Annotated in this window: 16 protein-coding genes; 9 read left to right on the top strand and 7 right to left on the bottom strand. The window is 70.7% G+C overall.

Annotated elements, in window-relative coordinates; all coding sequences use genetic code 11:
- Positions 1-5 precede the first annotated feature (5 nt).
- The 3 genes from IAG42_RS24850 to IAG42_RS24840 all read right to left on the bottom strand — a co-directional run bounded on the left by IAG42_RS24850 (position 6) and on the right by IAG42_RS24840 (position 3,276).
- Positions 6-860 (bottom strand): MlaE family ABC transporter permease, encoded by an 855-nt coding sequence (locus tag IAG42_RS24850; protein ID WP_223206149.1) that lies wholly within the window; start codon positions 858-860, stop codon positions 6-8.
- Positions 857-1,840: an ABC transporter ATP-binding protein gene (locus IAG42_RS24845; protein ID WP_188339175.1), complete on the bottom strand. Its 984-nt coding sequence runs from the start codon at positions 1,838-1,840 to the stop codon at positions 857-859. The genes IAG42_RS24850 and IAG42_RS24845 overlap by 4 nt, the downstream gene beginning before the upstream one ends.
- Positions 1,841-2,331: 491 nt before the next feature.
- On the bottom strand, positions 2,332-3,276 hold the full coding sequence (locus IAG42_RS24840; protein ID WP_188339174.1) for a hypothetical protein: 945 nt from the start codon (positions 3,274-3,276) through the stop codon (positions 2,332-2,334).
- Positions 3,277-3,746: 470 nt separating this feature from the next.
- Between IAG42_RS24840 and IAG42_RS24835 the strand changes: the two genes are divergently transcribed.
- The 3 genes from IAG42_RS24835 (at position 3,747) to IAG42_RS24825 (ending at position 7,444) form a co-directional block, all read left to right on the top strand.
- Entirely contained in the window at positions 3,747-4,331 is a 585-nt protein-coding gene (locus IAG42_RS24835; protein ID WP_317453338.1) for a hypothetical protein, read from the top strand.
- Between the two features lie 146 nt (positions 4,332-4,477).
- Complete coding sequence (locus tag IAG42_RS24830; RefSeq protein WP_188339172.1) at positions 4,478-6,040, top strand: DUF6801 domain-containing protein; 1,563 nt, start codon at positions 4,478-4,480, stop codon at positions 6,038-6,040.
- A gap of 192 nt (positions 6,041-6,232) precedes the next feature.
- Positions 6,233-7,444 (top strand): helix-turn-helix domain-containing protein, encoded by a 1,212-nt coding sequence (locus tag IAG42_RS24825; protein WP_188339171.1) that lies wholly within the window; start codon positions 6,233-6,235, stop codon positions 7,442-7,444.
- A 47-nt stretch (positions 7,445-7,491) separates the two neighbouring features.
- Here IAG42_RS24825 and IAG42_RS24820 read toward each other — a convergent pair whose 3' ends face one another.
- Positions 7,492-9,501, bottom strand: a complete 2,010-nt coding sequence (locus tag IAG42_RS24820; protein ID WP_188341583.1) for a bifunctional glycosyltransferase 87/phosphatase PAP2 family protein — start codon at positions 9,499-9,501, stop codon at positions 7,492-7,494.
- Between the two features lie 609 nt (positions 9,502-10,110).
- On the opposite strand from IAG42_RS24820, the gene IAG42_RS24815 reads away from it, so the two are divergent.
- From IAG42_RS24815 to IAG42_RS24805, 3 genes are all read left to right on the top strand, one after another.
- Positions 10,111-11,517 (top strand): MFS transporter, encoded by a 1,407-nt coding sequence (locus IAG42_RS24815; protein ID WP_188339170.1) that lies wholly within the window; start codon positions 10,111-10,113, stop codon positions 11,515-11,517.
- Positions 11,518-11,686: 169 nt separating this feature from the next.
- Positions 11,687-12,808 (top strand): DUF2330 domain-containing protein, encoded by a 1,122-nt coding sequence (locus IAG42_RS24810; protein WP_188339169.1) that lies wholly within the window; start codon positions 11,687-11,689, stop codon positions 12,806-12,808.
- Between the two features lie 5 nt (positions 12,809-12,813).
- Complete coding sequence (locus IAG42_RS24805) at positions 12,814-13,503, top strand: O-methyltransferase (RefSeq protein WP_188339168.1); 690 nt, start codon at positions 12,814-12,816, stop codon at positions 13,501-13,503.
- Between the two features lie 7 nt (positions 13,504-13,510).
- Here IAG42_RS24805 and IAG42_RS24800 read toward each other — a convergent pair whose 3' ends face one another.
- Positions 13,511-13,912 carry an FHA domain-containing protein gene (locus tag IAG42_RS24800; protein ID WP_188339167.1) on the bottom strand — a complete coding sequence of 134 codons (402 nt, stop codon included), beginning with the start codon at positions 13,910-13,912 and terminating at the stop codon, positions 13,511-13,513.
- A gap of 101 nt (positions 13,913-14,013) precedes the next feature.
- Between IAG42_RS24800 and IAG42_RS24795 the strand changes: the two genes are divergently transcribed.
- The gene (locus tag IAG42_RS24795) at positions 14,014-14,415 is read left to right on the top strand and encodes a DnaJ family domain-containing protein (protein ID WP_188339166.1); all 402 of its coding nucleotides are present in this window, start codon (positions 14,014-14,016) and stop codon (positions 14,413-14,415) included.
- 30 nt (positions 14,416-14,445) lie between these two features.
- A complete protein-coding gene (locus tag IAG42_RS24790) occupies positions 14,446-14,778 on the top strand; it encodes an antibiotic biosynthesis monooxygenase family protein (RefSeq protein WP_188339165.1) in 333 nt (110 codons plus the stop codon).
- A gap of 5 nt (positions 14,779-14,783) precedes the next feature.
- Here the strand turns inward: IAG42_RS24790 and IAG42_RS24785 are convergent, their stop codons facing one another.
- Positions 14,784-15,620: a peptidoglycan-binding domain-containing protein gene (locus IAG42_RS24785; RefSeq protein WP_188339164.1), complete on the bottom strand. Its 837-nt coding sequence runs from the start codon at positions 15,618-15,620 to the stop codon at positions 14,784-14,786.
- Positions 15,621-15,789: 169 nt separating this feature from the next.
- Here IAG42_RS24785 and IAG42_RS24780 point away from each other — a divergent pair, with 169 nt between their 5' ends.
- Positions 15,790-17,895: an MDR family MFS transporter gene (locus IAG42_RS24780; RefSeq protein WP_188339163.1), complete on the top strand. Its 2,106-nt coding sequence runs from the start codon at positions 15,790-15,792 to the stop codon at positions 17,893-17,895.
- Between the two features lie 3 nt (positions 17,896-17,898).
- Here the strand turns inward: IAG42_RS24780 and IAG42_RS24775 are convergent, their stop codons facing one another.
- Positions 17,899-18,411, bottom strand: a complete 513-nt coding sequence (locus IAG42_RS24775; protein WP_188339162.1) for a GNAT family N-acetyltransferase — start codon at positions 18,409-18,411, stop codon at positions 17,899-17,901.
- Between the last annotated feature and the right edge of the window lie 12 nt (positions 18,412-18,423).

The following is an 18,423-nucleotide window of genomic DNA, read 5'->3' as shown; positions in this document are numbered from 1 at the left end:
CGGACTCAGCCTCCCTTCGGCGGAACGATCTGGAGGTAGATGCCGGTCATCACGGTGTTCACGAAGAAGAGCAGGATGAAGGTGATGACGACGGACTGGTTCACGGCGTCACCGACACCCTTGGGTCCGCCGCGCGGGTTGAGCCCCCGGTACGCGGCCACGATCCCGGCGATGAACCCGAAGATGAGGGCCTTCAGCTCGCTGATGTAGAGGTCGGGGAGCTGGGCGAGCGCGGAGAAGCTCTGGAGGTACGCGCCCGGGGTGCCGCCCTGAAGGACGATGTTGAAGAAGTATCCGCCCAGCGTGCCGACGACGGAGACCATGCCGTTGAGCAGCACGGCGACGGACATGGTGGCGAGGACGCGGGGCACGACGAGCCGCTGCACGGGCGAGACACCCATGACGGTCATGGCGTCGAGCTCCTCGCGGATCTTCCGGGATCCGAGGTCGGCGCAGATGGCGGATCCACCGGCGCCCGCGATGAGCAGGGCGACGATGAGCGGGCTGGCCTGCTGGATGACGGCGAGCACGCTGGCGCCGCCGGTGAACGACTGGGCGCCCAACTGCTGAGTGAGCGAGCCGACTTGGAGTGCGATGACGGCGCCGAACGGGATGGACACGAGCGCCGCCGGCAGGATCGTCACGCTGGCGACGAACCAGAACTGCAGGATGAACTCCCGGAATTGAAAGGGCCGCCGGAAGACGGCCCGCGCCACCTGGAGCGCGAGCGCGAAGAGCTGCCCGGTCTGTCTGAGGGGGCCGAGCCATTTGGCCCCTCCGGCGTTTGAGGAGCGGGGTCCGGGGCGGCGCCCCGTGGCCTCCACGCCGTCGCCGGTCGAGGCTCTCTCGTCGAGGCTCATGACAGCGTCGCCCCCTGCTCGACAGGCTCGGAGCCGTACGTGGCCCGAATGGCCGCCTGCGCGGTCTCCGGCAGGCTGGGCAGCATCTTCAGCACCCGCTCCCGGCGCCGGGCGACCGCCGCCCGCTCCCCCAGCCCGGGCGAGGGCTGGAGCTGCGGCACGAGCTCGCGGGCCGCGCCGCTCTTGGCGGGCCCCTCAGCGGCCAGCGTCGCCGCGTCCTTCTCCTCGGACATGCCGATCGGCCCGACCACGTCCGCGGTGAGGAACTGGCGGACCACCGGCTCCTCGCTCGTCAGCAGGACTTCCCGCGGCCCGAAGGTCACCAGGTTCCGCCGGTAGAGCATCCCCATGTTGTCGGGCATGGTCGCCGCGATGTCGAGGTTGTGGGTGACGACGAGCATCGTCGCGTCGATCTGTGTGTTCAGGTCGATGAGCAGCTGCGAGAGAAAAGCGGTCCGTACGGGGTCGAGCCCGGAGTCCGGCTCGTCACAGAGGATGATCTGCGGGTCGAGCACGAGGGCCCGCGCGAGCCCGGCCCGCTTGCGCATACCGCCGCTGATCTCACCGGGGAGCTTGCCCTCGGCGCCCAACAGGCCGACCACGTCGATCCGTTCCATCACGATGCGACGGATCTCGGATTCCTTCTTCTTCGTGTGCTCGCGCAGCGGGAACGCGATGTTGTCGAAGAGGTTCATGGAGCCGAACAGGGCGCCGTCCTGGAACATGAGCCCGAACAGCTTGCGGGCCTCCATGATGTCCCGTTCGGGGCTGCGGGCCATGTCGACGCCGTCGACCAGGACCCGCCCGTGCTCGGGCTTGAGCAGCCCGATCAGGGACTTCAGGAAGACGGTCTTGCCGGTACCGGAGGGTCCGAGCATGACGCTCACCTCGCCGGCCGGCAGGGTGAGGCTGACGTCCTGCCAGATCTGCTGCTTGCCGAAGGACTTCGTGAGGCCCTCGACCTTTACTTCGATTCCCATGTCACCTCCAGCAAGCACTCGTGGCTCGGTCGCTCTGTTGCTCGATGTGCACCGGGGGCGCACGGTAAGTAGATTTCCCGCCCCGGGACAAGCGGTCGGACGGTGAATTCCGCTTTGTCATCCAGGCTTTGTCATCGAGTGACAAATCTGTACGGGGAGTTTGTTTTCTGCCGAGCAGTCGCATGGGGGGTTGGGGCGAGCGGGGTCTCGTGTTCCGGGGGGTTGGATTTCACGAGACCCCGCCCTCGGGGACCGCCCCGGAAGGAGGATCGGACCGGCGTTCCCCGTTTTAACTCCAGGTCGACAGGGGGGTGTCGACGAGGAGTCCAGTGGCCACCGCACCGACGCTACGGCCGGGTAACCTCGCCTCGCAATAGCGGGCTCGGAACTTTCCCGCGGCCCGCCACCGACCCGGAATTCTTTGATGCCGGGAAATCAATTCGGCCGCGCCTTCTGTCAGCGAGTGATGAAACAGCGCGCGCTCATGTCCGTCACTTCACGCCCTCGTGCCAGTACTGCGAGAGCAGCTTGCCCTCGTTCGGCACCGCGCTGCTGGGCGACGCGAAGGCCGCGACGTACGTGGACGTGCTGTTGAGCGCGAGGCTGTTGCCGCCGGAGGCGGACGGCAGCCCGGACTTGAGATTGACGGCCCAGTCGAGTGCGCCGAGCAGGCCGCAGCCGTTCGCCCCGGGGACGGCGTACGTCGAGTCGCCCTGGTTCGCCCCGAGGATGCTCAGCTGGTTGAGCACTCCCGTGGAGTTGAGGGTGCCGTCGGGATTGAAGCGCTGCTGCTTGACCGCCGGCGCCGAGGTGTTCTGCGGGCGCAGCACGATGGGGTTCGAGGAGGACCCGATGTAGCACTTGTCACCGAGGAACGGGTTCTCGAGCTTGATCCGGACCGGCAGGCTGATGATCGGCTGTCCCTGCGTCACGCCCGCGAGCAGCTTGAAGTCGGTCGGTGTGTTCACGGACTGGACCTTCGCGGTCACCCGGTTGAGGTCGTTGTCCGTGAGCTGCTTGCAGATGTCGCTGACCAGCGGGATGTCACTGGGACACATGAGCCCGAGCAGCCCGCCCGGCAGTTGGGCCGGGGCCGCGACGAGGGCGCCGTCGGCCGGCGGGACGACGGTGGTCGTGCCGTCGGAGTGGGTGATGACCCCGGCCTGGAGGTCGGTGCGACCGGTCGGCACGACGGAGGTGCCCATCTTGATGGAGCCGCTGTCCGAGCTGGAGGAGATGCAGATCGCCACGTCCGTCTTGCCGTCGGCGGCGAGCATGCTCGGGGCGTCGACGGGGCAGCGGCCGAACGGGGCCCAGGCGCCGTCCATCTCGGTGGCGGCGCCGGCCGGGGCCAGCGAGGCGAGGGTGGCGAGCGCCGTCGCGGCGGTCACGACACCGGCACGGGTCAGATTCTGCGTACGTCTCGTCGAGCGCATGGCGGATTTCCCTTCACGGAAGGCAGAAGGCGGGCGTGAGCGGGGAGAACTGCGGGAGCAGCCGGGACGTTACTGGCGGGAAACCTCTGCGGCAATGCCCCTCGTTGACAGAAATTCCACTACCGCCTCGTTTATCAACGAGTGAGCAATCCATCCGTGTATTCACTCGCCAAGTGAGCAGAGATGCGCCCGGCCCGGAAAATGCTCACCCTCGGACAAGGTCCGCGCGATGGCCTGATCGGCCGAAGACAAAAAGAACCCCGACTTCAACCACTTCGCCGAATTCTCCCGGCATCCCATTGCGGCCTCTGGTTACTTGCTCGTAACGTCCATGAGGCAGGCGAGGGAAGGGCCGTGCCCCCACCCCCCTCTTCCGCCCGGAGTTGCACACCATCCGTCCCGGCCTCCCGCGGGACGGCGCTCCCCATCTCGTACGACCTACATCCCTGGAGGGATTCACCGTGCGCAGAATGACCCGCAACACCGCCGTAGCCGCCGCCGCGTTCGCCGCGGCGGTCGGCCTCTCCGTGTCCTCCGCCTCCGCCACCGCCCAGGCCGGCTACGTCGTGTCCCCGGGCGGCGCCTTCGAGGCCAACGCGGTCAACCCGACGCTGACCGTGCCGGGTGCCACTCTCACCTGCGACAGCTCTCACGCGGCCGGCACCCTGCAGACCGCCTCCGCCGACGGTGTCGGCATCGGTGACATCAACAGCATCGACTTCGCCGGTTGCAACGTGAACGGCATCGACTTCGACGTGACGCCGTCCGCGCTGCCGTGGAAGATCAACGTCACCGGCATGAGCAGCACCACGCGAGCCGACGGAACCATCACCGGCATCGTCGCGCAGATCACCGGCTTCGGCTGCGAGGCCACCTTCGCCGGCAGCGTGACCGGCTGGTACGAGAACGGCGCCAACATCCTGCACGTCACCGGTGGCGGCAGCCTCGCCGCGCAGGACGACGCGAACTGTCTCGGCCTCATCAACCCGGGCGACCATGCGGAATTCCTCGGCGACTACCAGCTGACGAGTGCCCAGACGATCTCCCAGGGCTGACCCGCGATCACGCACCAGGCACCGACCGACGCCCGCCACCGAGCTGACCCTCGGCGGCGGGCGCTCGGCGCGTCCCGGAGCAGGCCGGACCACGAGACGACGACGGATGCCGGAGGGCGGCAGCCGGGCAGAGGAGACAGCTCACGATGAACGTCAGCGAGCAGCACCCTTCGCGGGCCGGCCGCAGGGGACGACGTACGACCCGTCGTATCGCCACGGCGACGGCGATCGCCCTCGTCCTGGGCGTGACGTCCGGCACCGGTTCCCGTGCCGACGAGGCACTCGACGCGGTCACGCTGACCTACGACTGCCCGCTGCCGGGCAGTTCGAACGGCTCGACGCGGGTGACGGCCCGTGTGCGGACGGACCTGCCCGCCGACGCCTCGGCCGGTGTGCCCATCGATCCGGGGCAGGTGACGGTGGACACGACAGCACCGTTCGACGACCTCGCCGGCTTGCTGCCCGAGGGAACCACGGCCTTGGCGAGCGAGGCCGAACTGGCCGTACAGGTGCGGCACAACGGCGAGACGGCCGACGCGACGTGGTCTCGGCTGGCCGCCCAGAGCCTCGTGCCCGGCGAGGGGGAGGACCTTCGCCTCACCCACCTAGGCCAGGCATCGACCATCACGGTGGGATCACCCGGTGACGTCACACTGTCCGCCGGCGAACTGCGCCTGAGCATCAGTCCGGTCGGCGAGGCGGACAAGGGCGTCGGTGAACCGGTGGTGCTGACGTGCTCGCCGGCAGAGGGCCAGGACGGCACCCTGGCGACCGTACCCGTGTCGGGCGAGGACAGCTCGGACACGGCAGGGGCCGATACCGGCGCCCCCTCGGGCCGTGAAGGCCGCGGAGGGCTGTCCGTGGCACCCGAGGCGGACGAGACCACGCCCGGGGCGCCGGAGACCTGCCCGGACGTCACCATCGAGGGCGAACCGGACCCGACCTACGCCCTGCCACCGCTGCCAGGCACGGAGTTGCAGGACGTCACCCATGGGGCGTCGAGGCGAGTCTGCACCTACGCAGCAGGACTGGCGGCCGTGCGCAAACAGAACGGCTCCATGATCATCAACGATCCTTCGCGTCGGCCCACGCTCATGAGCATGATCGTGGCCAAGAACTCGTACACCAGTAAGAGCACGCCGGGAAACGGGTTCTACAACCGGCAGGACTCCATCGGGCAGATCGATCTTCCCGACGCCGAGTCGACGTTCCTCACGTTCGACTTCACCCCCGTGACCGCGCGCGTGAGCTTCGACACCGGACCGGTCACGGCCACCACCGGAACCCGCGGCAGAAGTCCCAACAAGGAGGTCTGGGCAGCGATCAGCTTCGACCAGAGCCTTCGCCTGCACGACGTGAGCGTGAACGGGACACCGCTGGACGTCGGACCGAACTGCCGCTCCAAGGCGCCCTTCCGCGTGGTGCTGGAAGGAACATTCGGCCCCAACGGCACACAGGGAACCTACACAAACGTGCTCCTGGGAGGGCTCCTCACCAGCAAGAACTACCCGGTCGACATCCCGCCCTTCTCCGGTTGCGGCTCTCAGGGCGAGGACCTGGACGCCCTGTTCACCGCAGCCATCAGCGGGCCGGGGAACCTGATCGCGATGAATCAAGCGACGGTGTGCATCCCTGATTTCCCCGCCGGCCGCAACGGCTGCCCCCCGGCAGCCGCCGCCCTCCCCGCCCTGACCCTCCCCACCCTCTGACCCCTCCGACGTGCACCACCCGCGCTTTACAGCCAACCTCAAGCCGAGTGGTGTACATCACACGTAAGTTGCTCTAGTTTCAGGAGCTCCCAAAGGTACGCACCTGACGGCCACGCAAGGGCCACACGGGCCACACCCTTCGGCCCTTGCGACGCCGTTCCCCACCGGGCGCCCGGACAGCGAGGACCGCACATGCCTCCGCGCGTACAGCCACCTGACGTCAACGAACCGCTGGGTCCGCTCCCCCGCGAGTTCGCCGCCATCATGCGGCCCGAGATCCCCGGCCTGATCAAGGAGATCCGGGTCGAGGTCACTCGCGCGTATCCCGAGTACGCCCAGCTCCTCAACGGCCCGAGCGGGGCGGCGATCCGCCAGGGTGTCGAGCACGCCCTGTCGGCCTTCGTCGACCGGGTCGCCGACCCCGCCGCGTCCTCCATCGCCCGCGACGAGCTGCTTCGCAAGTTCGGCCGCGTCGAGGCCTACGAGGGCCGCGACCTGGAGACCCTCCAGAGCGCCTACCGGCTCGGCGCCCGGGTCGCCCTGCGCCGCGCCAAGACGATCGGCCGCCGCTTCGACCTGTCCCCCACCCTCCTCCTCACCTTCGCCGACGCGCTCTTCGCGTACATCGACGAACTGGGAGCGCTCTCACGCGAGGGCTATCTGGAGGTTCAGGCGAAGTCCGGATCGGCACTGGAAACGCTCCGAAGACGCTTGCTCCACCTCCTCCTCGCCGGCACCCCGCTCACCCACGCGACGATCAACGAGCTGTGCGATCAGGCCAGTTGGCCGCTCCCCGAGCAGGCCACCCTCATCGCCCTGCGCACCCCGGCGCCCGACGCCATCCAGGCGGACCTGGACATCGATGTCCTCGCAGACCTGGGCGCCCCGCAGCCTCATCTTCTGGTCCCCGGCCCGCTCACCCCCGAGCGCCGCGCGATGCTGGAGTCCGCGACCTACGGCACGCCGATCGCCATCGGCCTCCCGCTGCCCACCGCACAGGCCGCCGACTCGCTCCGCTGGGCCCGCCGCACGCTCCAGCTCGTCGACGACGACATCGTTGCCGACGCCCCGGTCCTCGACACCGCCGACCATCTCGTGACCCTGTGGCTGCTCTCCGACCCGGCCCTCGTCACCGAGATCGCCACCCGCGAACTGGCCCCGCTCGACAAGTCCTCCGGCACCCGCCGCGCCCGCCTCGTGGAGACCCTCCACGCCTGGCTGACCACACGCGGCACCGCCGAGCAGGTGGGCGACACCCTCGGCGTCCACGCCCAGACGGTCCGCTACCGCCTGCGCAACCTGGAGGCCCACTTCAACGGCCAACTCGACGACCCCGACCGCCGGTTCGCCATGGAGGCGGCACTACGAGCACTCCACCTCCATGACGGCAACGTCACCCGCTGACCTGCCCCGTGACGAACACGCGGAACACCCCCGGCGCGAGGCCGTCGTCACGACGGGGTCGATGCGCCGGCCGTGACCTCCCCCGCGTCACTGTCCGACCGTGGCTCCGGCCGAGCCGGGTGGGACTTGGTCGTTCTGGCGCGGGGCCCCTGAAGCACGTACGTCAGAAGGAAGCCGAGCCCGACGACGACCGCGCCACCGACCGCGTCGAGGACCCAGTGGTTGCCCGTCGCGACGATCGCGGAGACCGTGAACAGGGGGTGGAGGAGGGCGAGTGCCTTCAGCCACCACTGGCGGGCCAGGATCGCGACGACGATGCCGCACCACAGGGACCAGCCGAAGTGCAGGGACGGCATCGCGGCGTACTGGTTGGTGAGCTGGGTGAGGGTGCCGTAGTCCGGCTTGGTGAAGTCCTGGACGCCGTGGACCGTGTCGATGAAGCCGAGGCCCGGCATCAGGCGCGGCGGGGCGAGCGGGTAGGCCCAGAAGCCGATCAGGGCGAGGAGTGTCGCGAAGCCGAGCGCGGCGCGGCCCCAGCGGTACTCGGCGGGGCGGCGCACGTACATGAAGCCGAGGACCGCGAGCGGGACGATGAAGTGGAAGGTCGTGTAGTAGAAGTTGAAGAAGTCCTTCAGCCAGGGGAGCTGGGTGGCGACCGTGTGGTTGATCGCGTGCTCGACGTCGAGGCCGAGGAACCTCTCGACGGTGTGGACCTGGTCGCCGTGCGCCTCGGCGGTCGCGCGGCCGCCGGAGATCGTGCCGCCCGTCGCGGCGAGGCGGACCTGCTGGTAGGCGGAGTAGCCGACGCGGATCAGGATGAGTTCGAGGATGAGGTTCGGGCGGTCCACGACCCGGCGCAGGAACGGCAGGAGCGGGACGTGCTTCCAGCGGGCCGGGGCCTGGGGCGCGTACGTGGCGGGGATCGGGGTCGCGTACAGGGGTGAGGTGCGCGGGAGGAAGGGGACCGCGACGGCCGCGGCGAGGGCGGCGATGAGGACGACATTGTCCCGGACGGGCTCCAGGAACGTCATGTTCGGCAGCATCATCGTCGCGGGCAGCGTGAGCGCGAGGACGACGAGGACCGGCCACATGTAGCGGTCGGAGGCGCGCTTGCCGACGCGGCCGACGACGGCGAGCAGCACCCACAGGAGCTGGTGCTGCCAGGTGGTCGGCGAGACGGCGACGGCGACGCAGCCGGTGACGGCGACCGCGAGGAGGAGCTGGCCGTCGCGGGCGTAGCGGACGGCGCGGCGCAGGCCGAGGACGGTGACGGCGGCGCCGAGCGCGAGGAAGAGGGCGATCTCGCCGGGGCCTTCGAGGCCGAGGCGGAGCAGCATGCCGTGCAGGGACTGGTTCGCGGTGGCGGCCGGGTCGGCGGCGAGTCCGGCGCCGGCGAGGTGGTGGATCCAGTACGTCCAGGAGTCCTGCGGCATGACGGCCCAGGCGAGGAGCGTGGCCGCGCCGAAGGTGCCGAGGGCGGTCGTGGCGGCCTGCCGGCGGCCGGTGAACCAGAGCAGCGGGGCGAAGAGGAGGACGGTCGGCTGGAGCGCGGCGGCGGCGCCGATGAGGAGACCGGAGGCCTTCTCGCCGGGGACGACGAAGCAGCCGAGCAGCACGAGGAGAACCGGGATGATGCTGGTCTGGCCGGTGGTGAAGGTGTTGCGGACCGGCAGGGACAGCATGAGGAGACTGATCGCGACGGGGGCCGCGAGCAGGGAGGTGCGGCGGGCGACCGGCTGCGGGAGGGCGCGGGCGGCGATCAGCCCGAGCGCGACGACGAGCGCGAGGGAGCCGAAGGTCCAGCCCCAGCCGAGCGCCTGCTCGGCGGCGACGGAGAAGGGTCTGAGGACGAGCCCGGAGAACGGGGTGCCGGTGAAGCGGTCGGTGCCGCCGGCGCCTTCGTAGAGGGATCCGCTGACGTGCAGGACGCCCTCGGGGCCGATCCAGGTCTCCAGGTCGGTGAGGCGTTCGCCGCGCGGGGTGGACAGGACGGCGACGAGCTGGCGGGTCGCGAGAAGTGCGGCGAGCAGCCAGAGGAGGGCGCGGGCGGCGGTCAGCCGGCCGGTGCCGTCGCCGATGCCGGTGGAGAGGGCGGCGGCGGTGGCGCCGGGTCTGCCGAGGGGGCCGGGTGTGCTCCGGGGGCCTGGGGAGCCGTGTGCGCCGCCCGCCGGTCCCGTCCCGCGCTCTGTGACCCGTCGTTCTGCCCGCTCCGCGTTCGCCACGTGCCGTCGGCCTCCAGCCGCCTGTCACGGCACCCGCGCACGGCGAGCGCCCGCTCCGTCCTTGAATCCTCCTCCGTGGACCTTTTGCCGTCCTCTTCAGAGGTTCGCACCGTCCCGTACCGAAGGACGCGGGCACGCCCCGGTTCACCTGACTTCGGCCTGGTTACGGCCGGAAGGCGACACGACGGGCCCCGGTCCATGGCGTGCGGATCACGTGTTGATTGCGTGCTACATGGATCGGTTCCGCGACAAACCTCACAGGAGACCTGATCGCGAAGGCGCGCCCGCTCCCGCGTTTTCCCAGGCCAGGCCGGACATCACCACGGAGCGCTGCGGAGCGAACACTACCCGTTACCGCCCGGTGCGCCCCTATCGTCCCTTCAGGGCCGTTCCGCGTGAACGGCCTTTGCCCTTGTCCCCCACGAAAGGCAGGCGAGCGAGACCTTGTCGTCCACTCTCTCCGTCGCCCCCAGTACCAGCAGGTCCGGAGCCCCCGCGGCCCCGGACCGCCGCACCACCGCCGAGCAGCAAGACGTCACCGTCACCGACCCGTCCCTCGTCAAGCGGGCGGTCAAGGCGGCAGCGCTCGGCAACGCGATGGAGTGGTTCGACTTCGGCGTCTACGGCTACCTGACCGCGACCCTGGGGCACGTCTTCTTCCCGACGGCGTCCAGCACCGCGCAGGTCCTGTCCACGCTCGGCACCTTCGCCGCGGCCTTCCTGGTCCGCCCCATCGGCGGCGCCTTCTTCGGCCCGCTCGGCGACCGCATCGGCCGCCAGAAGGTCCTCGCCATCACCATGATCATGATGGCGGCGGGCACCTTCGCGATCGGCCTGATCCCCTCCTACGACACCATCGGTGTGTGGGCGCCCGTGCTGCTGATCATGGCGCGCATGGTGCAGGGCTTCTCGACGGGCGGTGAGTACGGCGGCGCGTGCACGTTCATCGCCGAGTACGCGCCCGACAAGCGCCGCGGCTTCTTCGGCTCGTTCCTCGAGTTCGGCACGCTCATCGGCTACGTCGCCGGTGCGGGCCTCGCCACGGCTCTGACGACGCTCATGTCCTCCGGCGACCTGTACGGCTGGGGCTGGCGCATCCCGTTCCTCATCGCCGGCCCGATCGGTCTGGTCGGCCTGTACGTGCGGATGAAGCTCGAGGAGACCCCGGCCTTCCAGAAGCTCGCGGAGGAGGCCGAGGCCAAGCAGAAGGCGCAGCCCAAGCCGAAGCTGCGCGAGATGTTCGTCGGCAAGGGCGCGGGCAGCGCCATGATGCTCTGCATCGCGCTGGTCCTCGTCTTCAACGTCACCGACTACATGCTGCTGTCGTACATGCCGACCTTCCTCAGCGAGGAGATGGGCTACGACGCGACGCACGGCACGCTGATCCTCATCGGCGTGATGGTCCTGATGATGTGCGTGCAGATCCCGATGGGCGCCGCCAACGACCGCTTCGGCCACCGCAAGGTCATCGGCGCGGCCTGCGCCGGCTTCGTCCTGCTGTCCGTCCCGGCCGTCCTGCTGATCCGCGCCGGTTCGACCTGGTCCATCGCCCTGGGCCTCGCTGCGCTGGGCCTGCTCCTGGTCGGCTTCACGTCCTCGATGCCGTCGGCGCTCCCGGCCCTCTTCCCGACGAAGGTCCGCTACGGCTCCCTGTCCGTCGGCTTCAACCTCTCCGTGTCCCTGTTCGGCGGCACGACCCCGCTGGTGGCCGCCGCGCTCATCGCGGCCACGGGGAACCTGATGATCCCGGCGTACTACATGATGGCGGCGGCCGTCATCGGCGGCATCGCGGCCTGGCGCATGCGCGAGAGCGCGGGCAAGCCGCTGCCTGGTTCCGCGCCGGCGGTCTGATCTTTGCCGGGGCGGTGCGCCCCCTAGGGGCGCGGGGAACTGCGCGAGCAACCCGCGAAAAGCCGCGGACGCATCTGCTCATGAACCACGCAGACGCGTCCGCGGCTTTTCGAGCAACAGCCCCGTAACGACGGGAACCCGGCCGGACGATCACTCCGTCCGAACGGACATGCAGACCAACCGGGCCCGGGCCGCGCTGATCATCGTGGCCGCACTACTGTTCCAGCTCCTCGCGGTGAGCGTCCCCGCGAACGCGTGCGGCTGCGGAGCCATGGTGCCGCGCAGCCAGGGCCAGATCTCCGTGGACGACGAGACATCGGTGCTGCGCTGGGACGGCCGCACGGAGCAGATCGTGATGCGGCTCGCGGTGCACGGCAGCGCCCACGACGCCGCCTGGATCATGCCCGTCCCACACCGGGCGACCGTGAAGCTCGGCGACGTGGACCTGTTCACCGACCTGTCCGTGGCGACCGCCCCCGAGGTCCGCACCCGGCACTACTTCTGGCCCCGCGCCGGCGACTGGCCCTTCGACGGCGGAGCCGGAGACGGCGCCGCCGCCACCCCGTCCGCCGCCGGTTCCGGCGTCGGTGTCGTGGGCCGCGAGCGCCTCGGCCCCTTCGACGTCGCCCGGCTCACCGCCACCGACCCGGAGGCGCTGGCCGACTGGCTGCACGACAACGGCTTCGAGCTGCCCGCCCGCCTCGACCGCGCCCTGCGCCCCTACGTCGACCAGGGCTGGGAGTACGTGGCGGTCCGCCTCGCCCCGGCCACCGCCGACCATCTCCCGATGACCGGCAGCCTCGACCCGCTGCATCTGACCTTCGCCAGCGAACGCCCCGTCTATCCCATGCGGCTGTCCCGCCTGGCCCGCACCGAGCAGCACCTCAACCTGTACGTGCTGGCCGCCCACCGGATGGAGCCCCGCTCGGCGATCGGCGGAGCCGCACCCCGGATGACGTTCGCGGGGAAGGTCACGAACACCTACGGCCCGCTCGCCGAGTTCGCGACCGGCACCCCGTACCTGACCGCGTACACCCAGGACTTCCCGACGCCGTCCACGATCGACGGCGACCACGAACTGCGCCGCTCCGCGCACGACACCGCGTACCGGCAGGTGAAGTACGAGGACGAGCTGCTGACCGTGGGGCCGGACATCCCGGTCTGGCTGCTGACCGTGCTCGGCGCGTTCGCGGCGGTGGCGACGACGGTGATCCTGCTCGTGGTCCGGGCCCGGCGCCGGCGACCCGTCGTGCCGCCTGCCCCCGTCCAGGCGCCGCCGCCCCTACGCTGACGGACATGACGACAGACTCCCCGGCAGCCCGCCAGCCCGATGTCGCAACCGCTGTCGACGCCTACTTCAGCGAACTCCTCGCCCCGGCCGACGAGGTGCTCGCCGCGGCCCTCGCCGACAGCGAGGCCGCCGGCCTCCCCCGGATCAACGTCTCGGCCACCAACGGAAAGCTCCTGCACCTGCTGGCCCTCACCCAGGGCGCCCGGCGCATCCTGGAGATCGGCACGCTCGGCGGCTACAGCACCATCTGGCTGGCCCGCGCGCTGCCCGCCGACGGTGCGCTGATCACCCTGGAGTACAGCGCGAAGCACGCGGAGGTGGCGCGGACCAACCTGGCCCGCGCCGGCTTCGACAAGACGGTCGAGGTGCGGGTCGGCGCGGCGCTCGACTCGCTGCCGGTCCTCGCCGGCGAGGGCCAGGTCTTCGACCTGGTCTTCATCGACGCGGACAAGGCCAACAACCCGAACTACCTGGAGTGGGCGGTGAAGCTGACCCGCCCCGGCAGCCTGATCGTCGTCGACAACGTCGTGCGCGGCGGCCGCGTCGTCGACCCGGACGACACGGAGCCGGACATCACCGGCACCCGCGCCGCCCTCAAATTCCTCTCCGAGCACCCGAAGCTGGACGCGACCGCGATCCAGACGGTCGGCGTGAAGGGCTACGACGGCTTCGCGCTGGCCCGCGTGAAGGACTGACGCCCGCTCAGTTCTCCTGGTAGAAGCCCACGTTGACGCTGCGCGGCCCGCTCCGGTCGAGGACGACGATCTCGCCGGACGCGCCGCGCGGCAGCTCGACGACCCCGCCGTACGGGACGGGCTGACCGGGCCCCTGCGGGCTGCCGAACCGCACCCGCACCTCCGACGCCGGGTCGTCCTGCGAGCCGCGCAGCCAGCCCATGCTCCACTCGCCGCCGGGCCCGCACCGGAACTCCAGGTGCACCCGCGACACGAACAGCCAGTCGTCCGGCGTCACGAGCCGGCACTGGGCGGCGTCCCGCCCCACGCGCAGCACGGCGCCCGGCACACTGTCCGCCTCGGCCATCACCATGCCGGCCGTGGCCCCCGCGTCCTCGCCACCCACCGTGGCCATGGTCAGTTCGAGCACCGCACTCCCCCAAGCGTTCCGCGCTGTTCCTCCCGGCCTGCTGTTCGGCCGGGACGCCGCGCATCATAGGACGCCGGAGCCGCCTCTGGGACACTGAACCCATGACCGAACGCAAACCACCCGGCGTCAGCTTCGAGTCATTCGTCGACAAGCAGATCCGTGACGCGGAGCGTCGCGGCGACTTCTCCTCGCTGCCCGGCGCCGGCAAGCCGCTCGACACCTCGCCCGACACCCTCTACGACGAGAACTGGTGGGTGAAGCAGAAGCTCGCCCGCGAGGGCTTCTCCGTGCTCCCACCCTCCCTGGAACTGCGCAAGGAAGCCGAGGACACGCTGGCGGCGATCACGTCGGCGCCCTCGGAACGGATCGTCCGCGCGCGGATGAAGGAACTCAACGACAAGATCCGCGACATGATGTTCAAACCGCCGCCCGGCCCGCCCCTCGGCCTGAAGCCCTACGACGTGGACGAGATCGTGGAGCGCTGGCGGCAGGCCCGCGGCTGACGTGCCCGGCGGGTGCGGCAGGATGAGGCCATGAGCGTAGTGAAGATCAACGTCCTGACCGTCCCCGCCGAGCAGCGCGAGGTCCTCGAGAAGCGGTTCGCTTCGCGGGCCGGTGCCGTGGAGAACTCCGACGGCTTCGAGTGGTTCGAGCTCCTCCGTCCCCTGGAAGGCACCGACGACTACCTCGTCTACACGCGCTGGCGCGACGAGGAGTCGTTCCAGGCCTGGATGGAGGGCCCGATGAAGGCCGCCCACCAGGGCGGCCCGCAGGCCGGAGGCGAGCGCCCCAAGCCCGCCGCGTCCGGGTCCACGGTGTGGTCCTTCGAGGTCGTGCAGCAGGCGGCCCCGAAGAACCAGGCCTGAGGTCCCTAGCCGCTCGTCTCCGACTCCAGCATGGCCCGCGTCGGCGCGTCGTACGCGCCCGGCGTGCGGGTCTGGATGCCGCGGGCGACCTGGTAGCGGCGCACGGCCCACTCCGTCGGGCTGTTGTAGTTGCCGTTCGCCTCGCCCGTGTAGAGGTTGAGCTCGCGGAGGCGGCGCTGGAGTTCGGTCACCTCCGGGCCGCGGTCGCCGCGGCTCAGGGTGCCGGAGCCGGCGCCCCACTCCTCCCGCTCGGAGCGGGAGGGGCTCGGCGCGGTGCTGGTCCGCCCCTCGCTCGGGGTGGGGCTCGCGCTGGTGCGGCTCGGGGTCGGTGACGGCGACGCCGAGGCGCTGACCGAGGCCGATGCGGAGGCGGAGGCCGAGGCCGAGGCGGACGGCGCGGAGGACTCCGGGGAGGGCGCCCTCGAGGTCGTACCGGGAGCGGACGAGGCGACCAGGTCCGACGGATGCGTGTCGTCCGCCGTGACCTTCGAGGAGTCGCCACCCGAGGTGACCAGGACCGTGACGAGCGCCGCGACGCTCAGTACGCCCGCCACAGCGGCGAGCAGCGCCACGGGTGCCTTGCGGCGCTGCGGTTCCTCCGGCTCCGGATCGTTGCGCTCGGCGTCCGGCACCGCGCGCTGCGGCGGCAGCGGCGCGGGCGTGTACGGAAGCGAGGCGCGCGGCGGCGCGGGCTCCTCCGGCTCGGGCAGCGTGACGTACGGGCGCACCCGCAGCGGGCCGAATCCCTCCGCCTCCCCCAGGTCCTGCCCCGGGTCGGTGCCCGGGTGGTTCGTCTCTTCGTGGTCGTTGCCGAACTGGTCGCTCACCGTGCTGTTCCCCATCCCCTGAGCGTTGTCCGCATTATGCAGACCGTATGAAGAACGTGTGGTGTCGGTCCGGGGAAAACGGACACCTCACCCGGGACCCAACAGGCCAAAACAGCACACAGCCACCAGGATGGAGGGGTCAGCTCTCCGGCCGGTCCGAGCCGAAGGGCCCGTGGAGGTGGCCATGAGCACCCAGGACAGCGGCACTCAGGACGGCGGTACTCGGGACGGCGGAGTCGCGGCGGGCAGGGCCCGTACGCACGCGGCCCTGCCGGACGACACGGCGAAGAGCGGCAGCGTCCTGGTGTCCATCGGCGCGCTGCTGCTCGGGATGCTGCTCGCCGCGCTCGACCAGACGATCGTCTCCACGGCCCTGCCCACCATCGTCAGCGACCTCGGCGGCCTCGACCACCTGTCCTGGGTGGTCACCGCGTACATGCTGGCGTCGACGGCCGCGACCCCGCTGTGGGGCAAGCTCGGCGACCAGTACGGGCGCAAGAAGCTCTTCCAGATCGCGATCGTGATCTTCCTGATCGGTTCGGCGCTGTGCGGCGTCGCGCAGAACATGCCGCAGCTCATCGGCTTCCGGGCGCTCCAGGGTCTGGGCGGCGGCGGCCTGATGGTGCTGTCGATGGCGATCGTCGGCGACATCGTCTCCCCGCGCGAACGCGGCAAGTACCAGGGGCTGTTCGGCGCGGTCTTCGGTGCGACGAGCGTGCTCGGCCCGCTGCTGGGCGGACTGTTCACGGAGCATCTGAGCTGGCGCTGGGTGTTCTACGTGAACCTGCCGATCGGGGTGGTCGCGCTCGCCGTGATCGCCGCCGCGCTCCACATCCCGGTCCGCGCCCGCAAGCACCGCATCGACTACCTCGGCACGTTCCTCATCGCGTCCGTCGCGACCTGCCTCGTGCTCGTCGCCTCGCTCGGCGGCACCACCTGGGACTGGGACTCGGCGCAGATCATCGGCCTCGCCGTACTGGGCGTGGTGCTCGCGGTCGTGTTCGTGTTCGTCGAGTTCCGGGCGGCGGAGCCGGTGCTGCCGATGAAGCTGTTCCGGGTGCGGACGTTCACGCTGTCCGCCGTGATCAGTTTCGTGGTGGGCTTCGCGATGTTCGGCGCGATGACGTACCTGCCGACGTTCCTCCAGGTCGTGCACGGGGTGTCGCCGACCATGTCGGGCGTGCACATGCTGCCGATGGTGTTCGGGCTGCTGATCGCGTCCACCGGGTCCGGGCAGATCGTCAGCCGCACCGGCCGCTGGAAGGTCTTCCCCGTCGTCGGCACCGCCGTCACCGCGCTCGGCCTGCTGCTCCTGCACAACCTCGACGAGAACAGCTCGACCCTGGAGATGAGCGGCTACTTCCTCGTGTTCGGCTTCGGGCTCGGCCTCGTCATGCAGGTGCTCGTCCTGATCGTGCAGAACGCGGTGCCGTACGAGGATCTGGGCGTCGCCACCTCGGGCGCCACGTTCTTCCGCTCCATCGGCGCCTCGTTCGGCGTCGCGATCTTCGGCACGATCTTCACCAACCGGCTCGCCACGAAGCTCACCGACGCCCTGGCCGGGCAGCAGCTGCCGCCGGGCGTCAGCCCGGAGTCGCTCGGCGCGGACCCGCGTGGCATCGCCGGCCTGCCGCCCGCGCTCCAGCCGCAGGTGCTGCACGCCTACTCGTCGTCCATCACCGACGTCTTCCTGTACGCGGCGCCGGTCGCGCTGCTCGCGTTCGTCCTGTCCTGGTTCCTGCGCGAGGACAAGCTCCGCGCCTCGGTGACCGCCCCGGACACGACCGAGACCCTCGCCTCCAACCCCGTGGAGCGGTCCTCGTACGACGAGTGCGCGCGGGCCCTGTCGGCGCTCGGCACGCGGGAGGGGCGGCGGGCGATCTACGAGAAGATCACCGCCCGCGCGGGCGAGGACCTGCTGCCGGCGGCGGGCTGGCTGATCCTGCGCATCAACCGGTACGGCTGGGCCGAGCCGTCCGCGCTCGCCGAGCGCAGCCGGGTCCCGCTCGCGGTGATCATCGCGGCGGCCCGGCAGGTCGAGGAGCGGCGTCTCGCGCGGCGCGACGGGCTCGACCTGGTGCTGACCGAGGAGGGCCGCGAGGTCGCGGGGCGGCTGGCGAAGGCCCGCGAGGAGTCCCTCGCGGAGCTGCTCGGCGACTGGTGGGGGCCCGACCGGCCGACCGACCTCAACCAGCTCGTCGCCGAGCTCAACACGGAGATGTGCGGATCGGACGCGGAGCGGCCGCACGACGGGAGGCCGGAGCGCGGACGGGCGGGCCTGCCCGCCTGAGCCCTACCTCTCCGGCTTCCGGAGGTCCTTGCTGAACCAGTGCTCGGCGTAGAGGGCGTCGTTGAACGCCTCGGTCTCCTCGTACCCGAGCCGGGCGTACAGGGCGCGGGCCTCCACGAGGTCGGTCCGGGTGTCGAGCCGGATCAGCTCGGCGCCCAGCTCGCGGGCCGCGTCCTCGGCGGCGGCCACGAGGCGGGCCGCGCCGCCGGTGCCGCGCAGGTCCGCCCGAACGTAGACCCGGGTGAGCTCGGCCGTGCCGGCGTCGGCGAGCCACACCCCGGCCATTCCGGCGGGCTCGCCCCGGTACCGGCCCACGAGGAGCCGGCCCTCCGGCGGCGTCAGATGATCGCCCGGGTCGGCGGCGATCTCCCGCTCCAGCTCGTCGGCGTCCGTGTCGCGGCCCTCGTACCGCTGGTACCAGCGGTCGCTCACCTCGGTGTAGTACGCGCGCCAGAGCGCGGCGGCGTCGGGCGAGTCATGGGGCTCGGCGGCAATGGTCCAGGCGGCTTCAGGCATCCCTGATGATGT

It is taken from the genome of Streptomyces xanthii (genome assembly GCF_014621695.1).
GTDB classification, from domain to species: Bacteria; Actinomycetota; Actinomycetes; order Streptomycetales; family Streptomycetaceae; genus Streptomyces; species Streptomyces xanthii.
Note: the sequence above shows the minus strand (reverse complement) of the source record. Positions and strands in the feature narration are given on the sequence as shown.

Coding starts and splice junctions, on each gene's coding strand:
- IAG42_RS24850 (WP_223206149.1), bottom strand. CDS start 860: ATGAGCCTCGACGAGAGAGCCTCGACCGGCGACGGCGTGGAGGCCACG.
- IAG42_RS24845 (WP_188339175.1), bottom strand. CDS start 1,840: ATGGGAATCGAAGTAAAGGTCGAGGGCCTCACGAAGTCCTTCGGCAAG.
- IAG42_RS24840 (WP_188339174.1), bottom strand. CDS start 3,276: ATGCGCTCGACGAGACGTACGCAGAATCTGACCCGTGCCGGTGTCGTG.
- IAG42_RS24835 (WP_317453338.1), top strand. CDS start 3,747: ATGACCCGCAACACCGCCGTAGCCGCCGCCGCGTTCGCCGCGGCGGTC.
- IAG42_RS24830 (WP_188339172.1), top strand. CDS start 4,478: ATGAACGTCAGCGAGCAGCACCCTTCGCGGGCCGGCCGCAGGGGACGA.
- IAG42_RS24825 (WP_188339171.1), top strand. CDS start 6,233: ATGCCTCCGCGCGTACAGCCACCTGACGTCAACGAACCGCTGGGTCCG.
- IAG42_RS24810 (WP_188339169.1), top strand. CDS start 11,687: ATGCAGACCAACCGGGCCCGGGCCGCGCTGATCATCGTGGCCGCACTA.
- IAG42_RS24805 (WP_188339168.1), top strand. CDS start 12,814: ATGACGACAGACTCCCCGGCAGCCCGCCAGCCCGATGTCGCAACCGCT.
- IAG42_RS24795 (WP_188339166.1), top strand. CDS start 14,014: ATGACCGAACGCAAACCACCCGGCGTCAGCTTCGAGTCATTCGTCGAC.
- IAG42_RS24790 (WP_188339165.1), top strand. CDS start 14,446: ATGAGCGTAGTGAAGATCAACGTCCTGACCGTCCCCGCCGAGCAGCGC.
- IAG42_RS24785 (WP_188339164.1), bottom strand. CDS start 15,620: ATGGGGAACAGCACGGTGAGCGACCAGTTCGGCAACGACCACGAAGAG.
- IAG42_RS24780 (WP_188339163.1), top strand. CDS start 15,790: ATGAGCACCCAGGACAGCGGCACTCAGGACGGCGGTACTCGGGACGGC.
- IAG42_RS24775 (WP_188339162.1), bottom strand. CDS start 18,411: ATGCCTGAAGCCGCCTGGACCATTGCCGCCGAGCCCCATGACTCGCCC.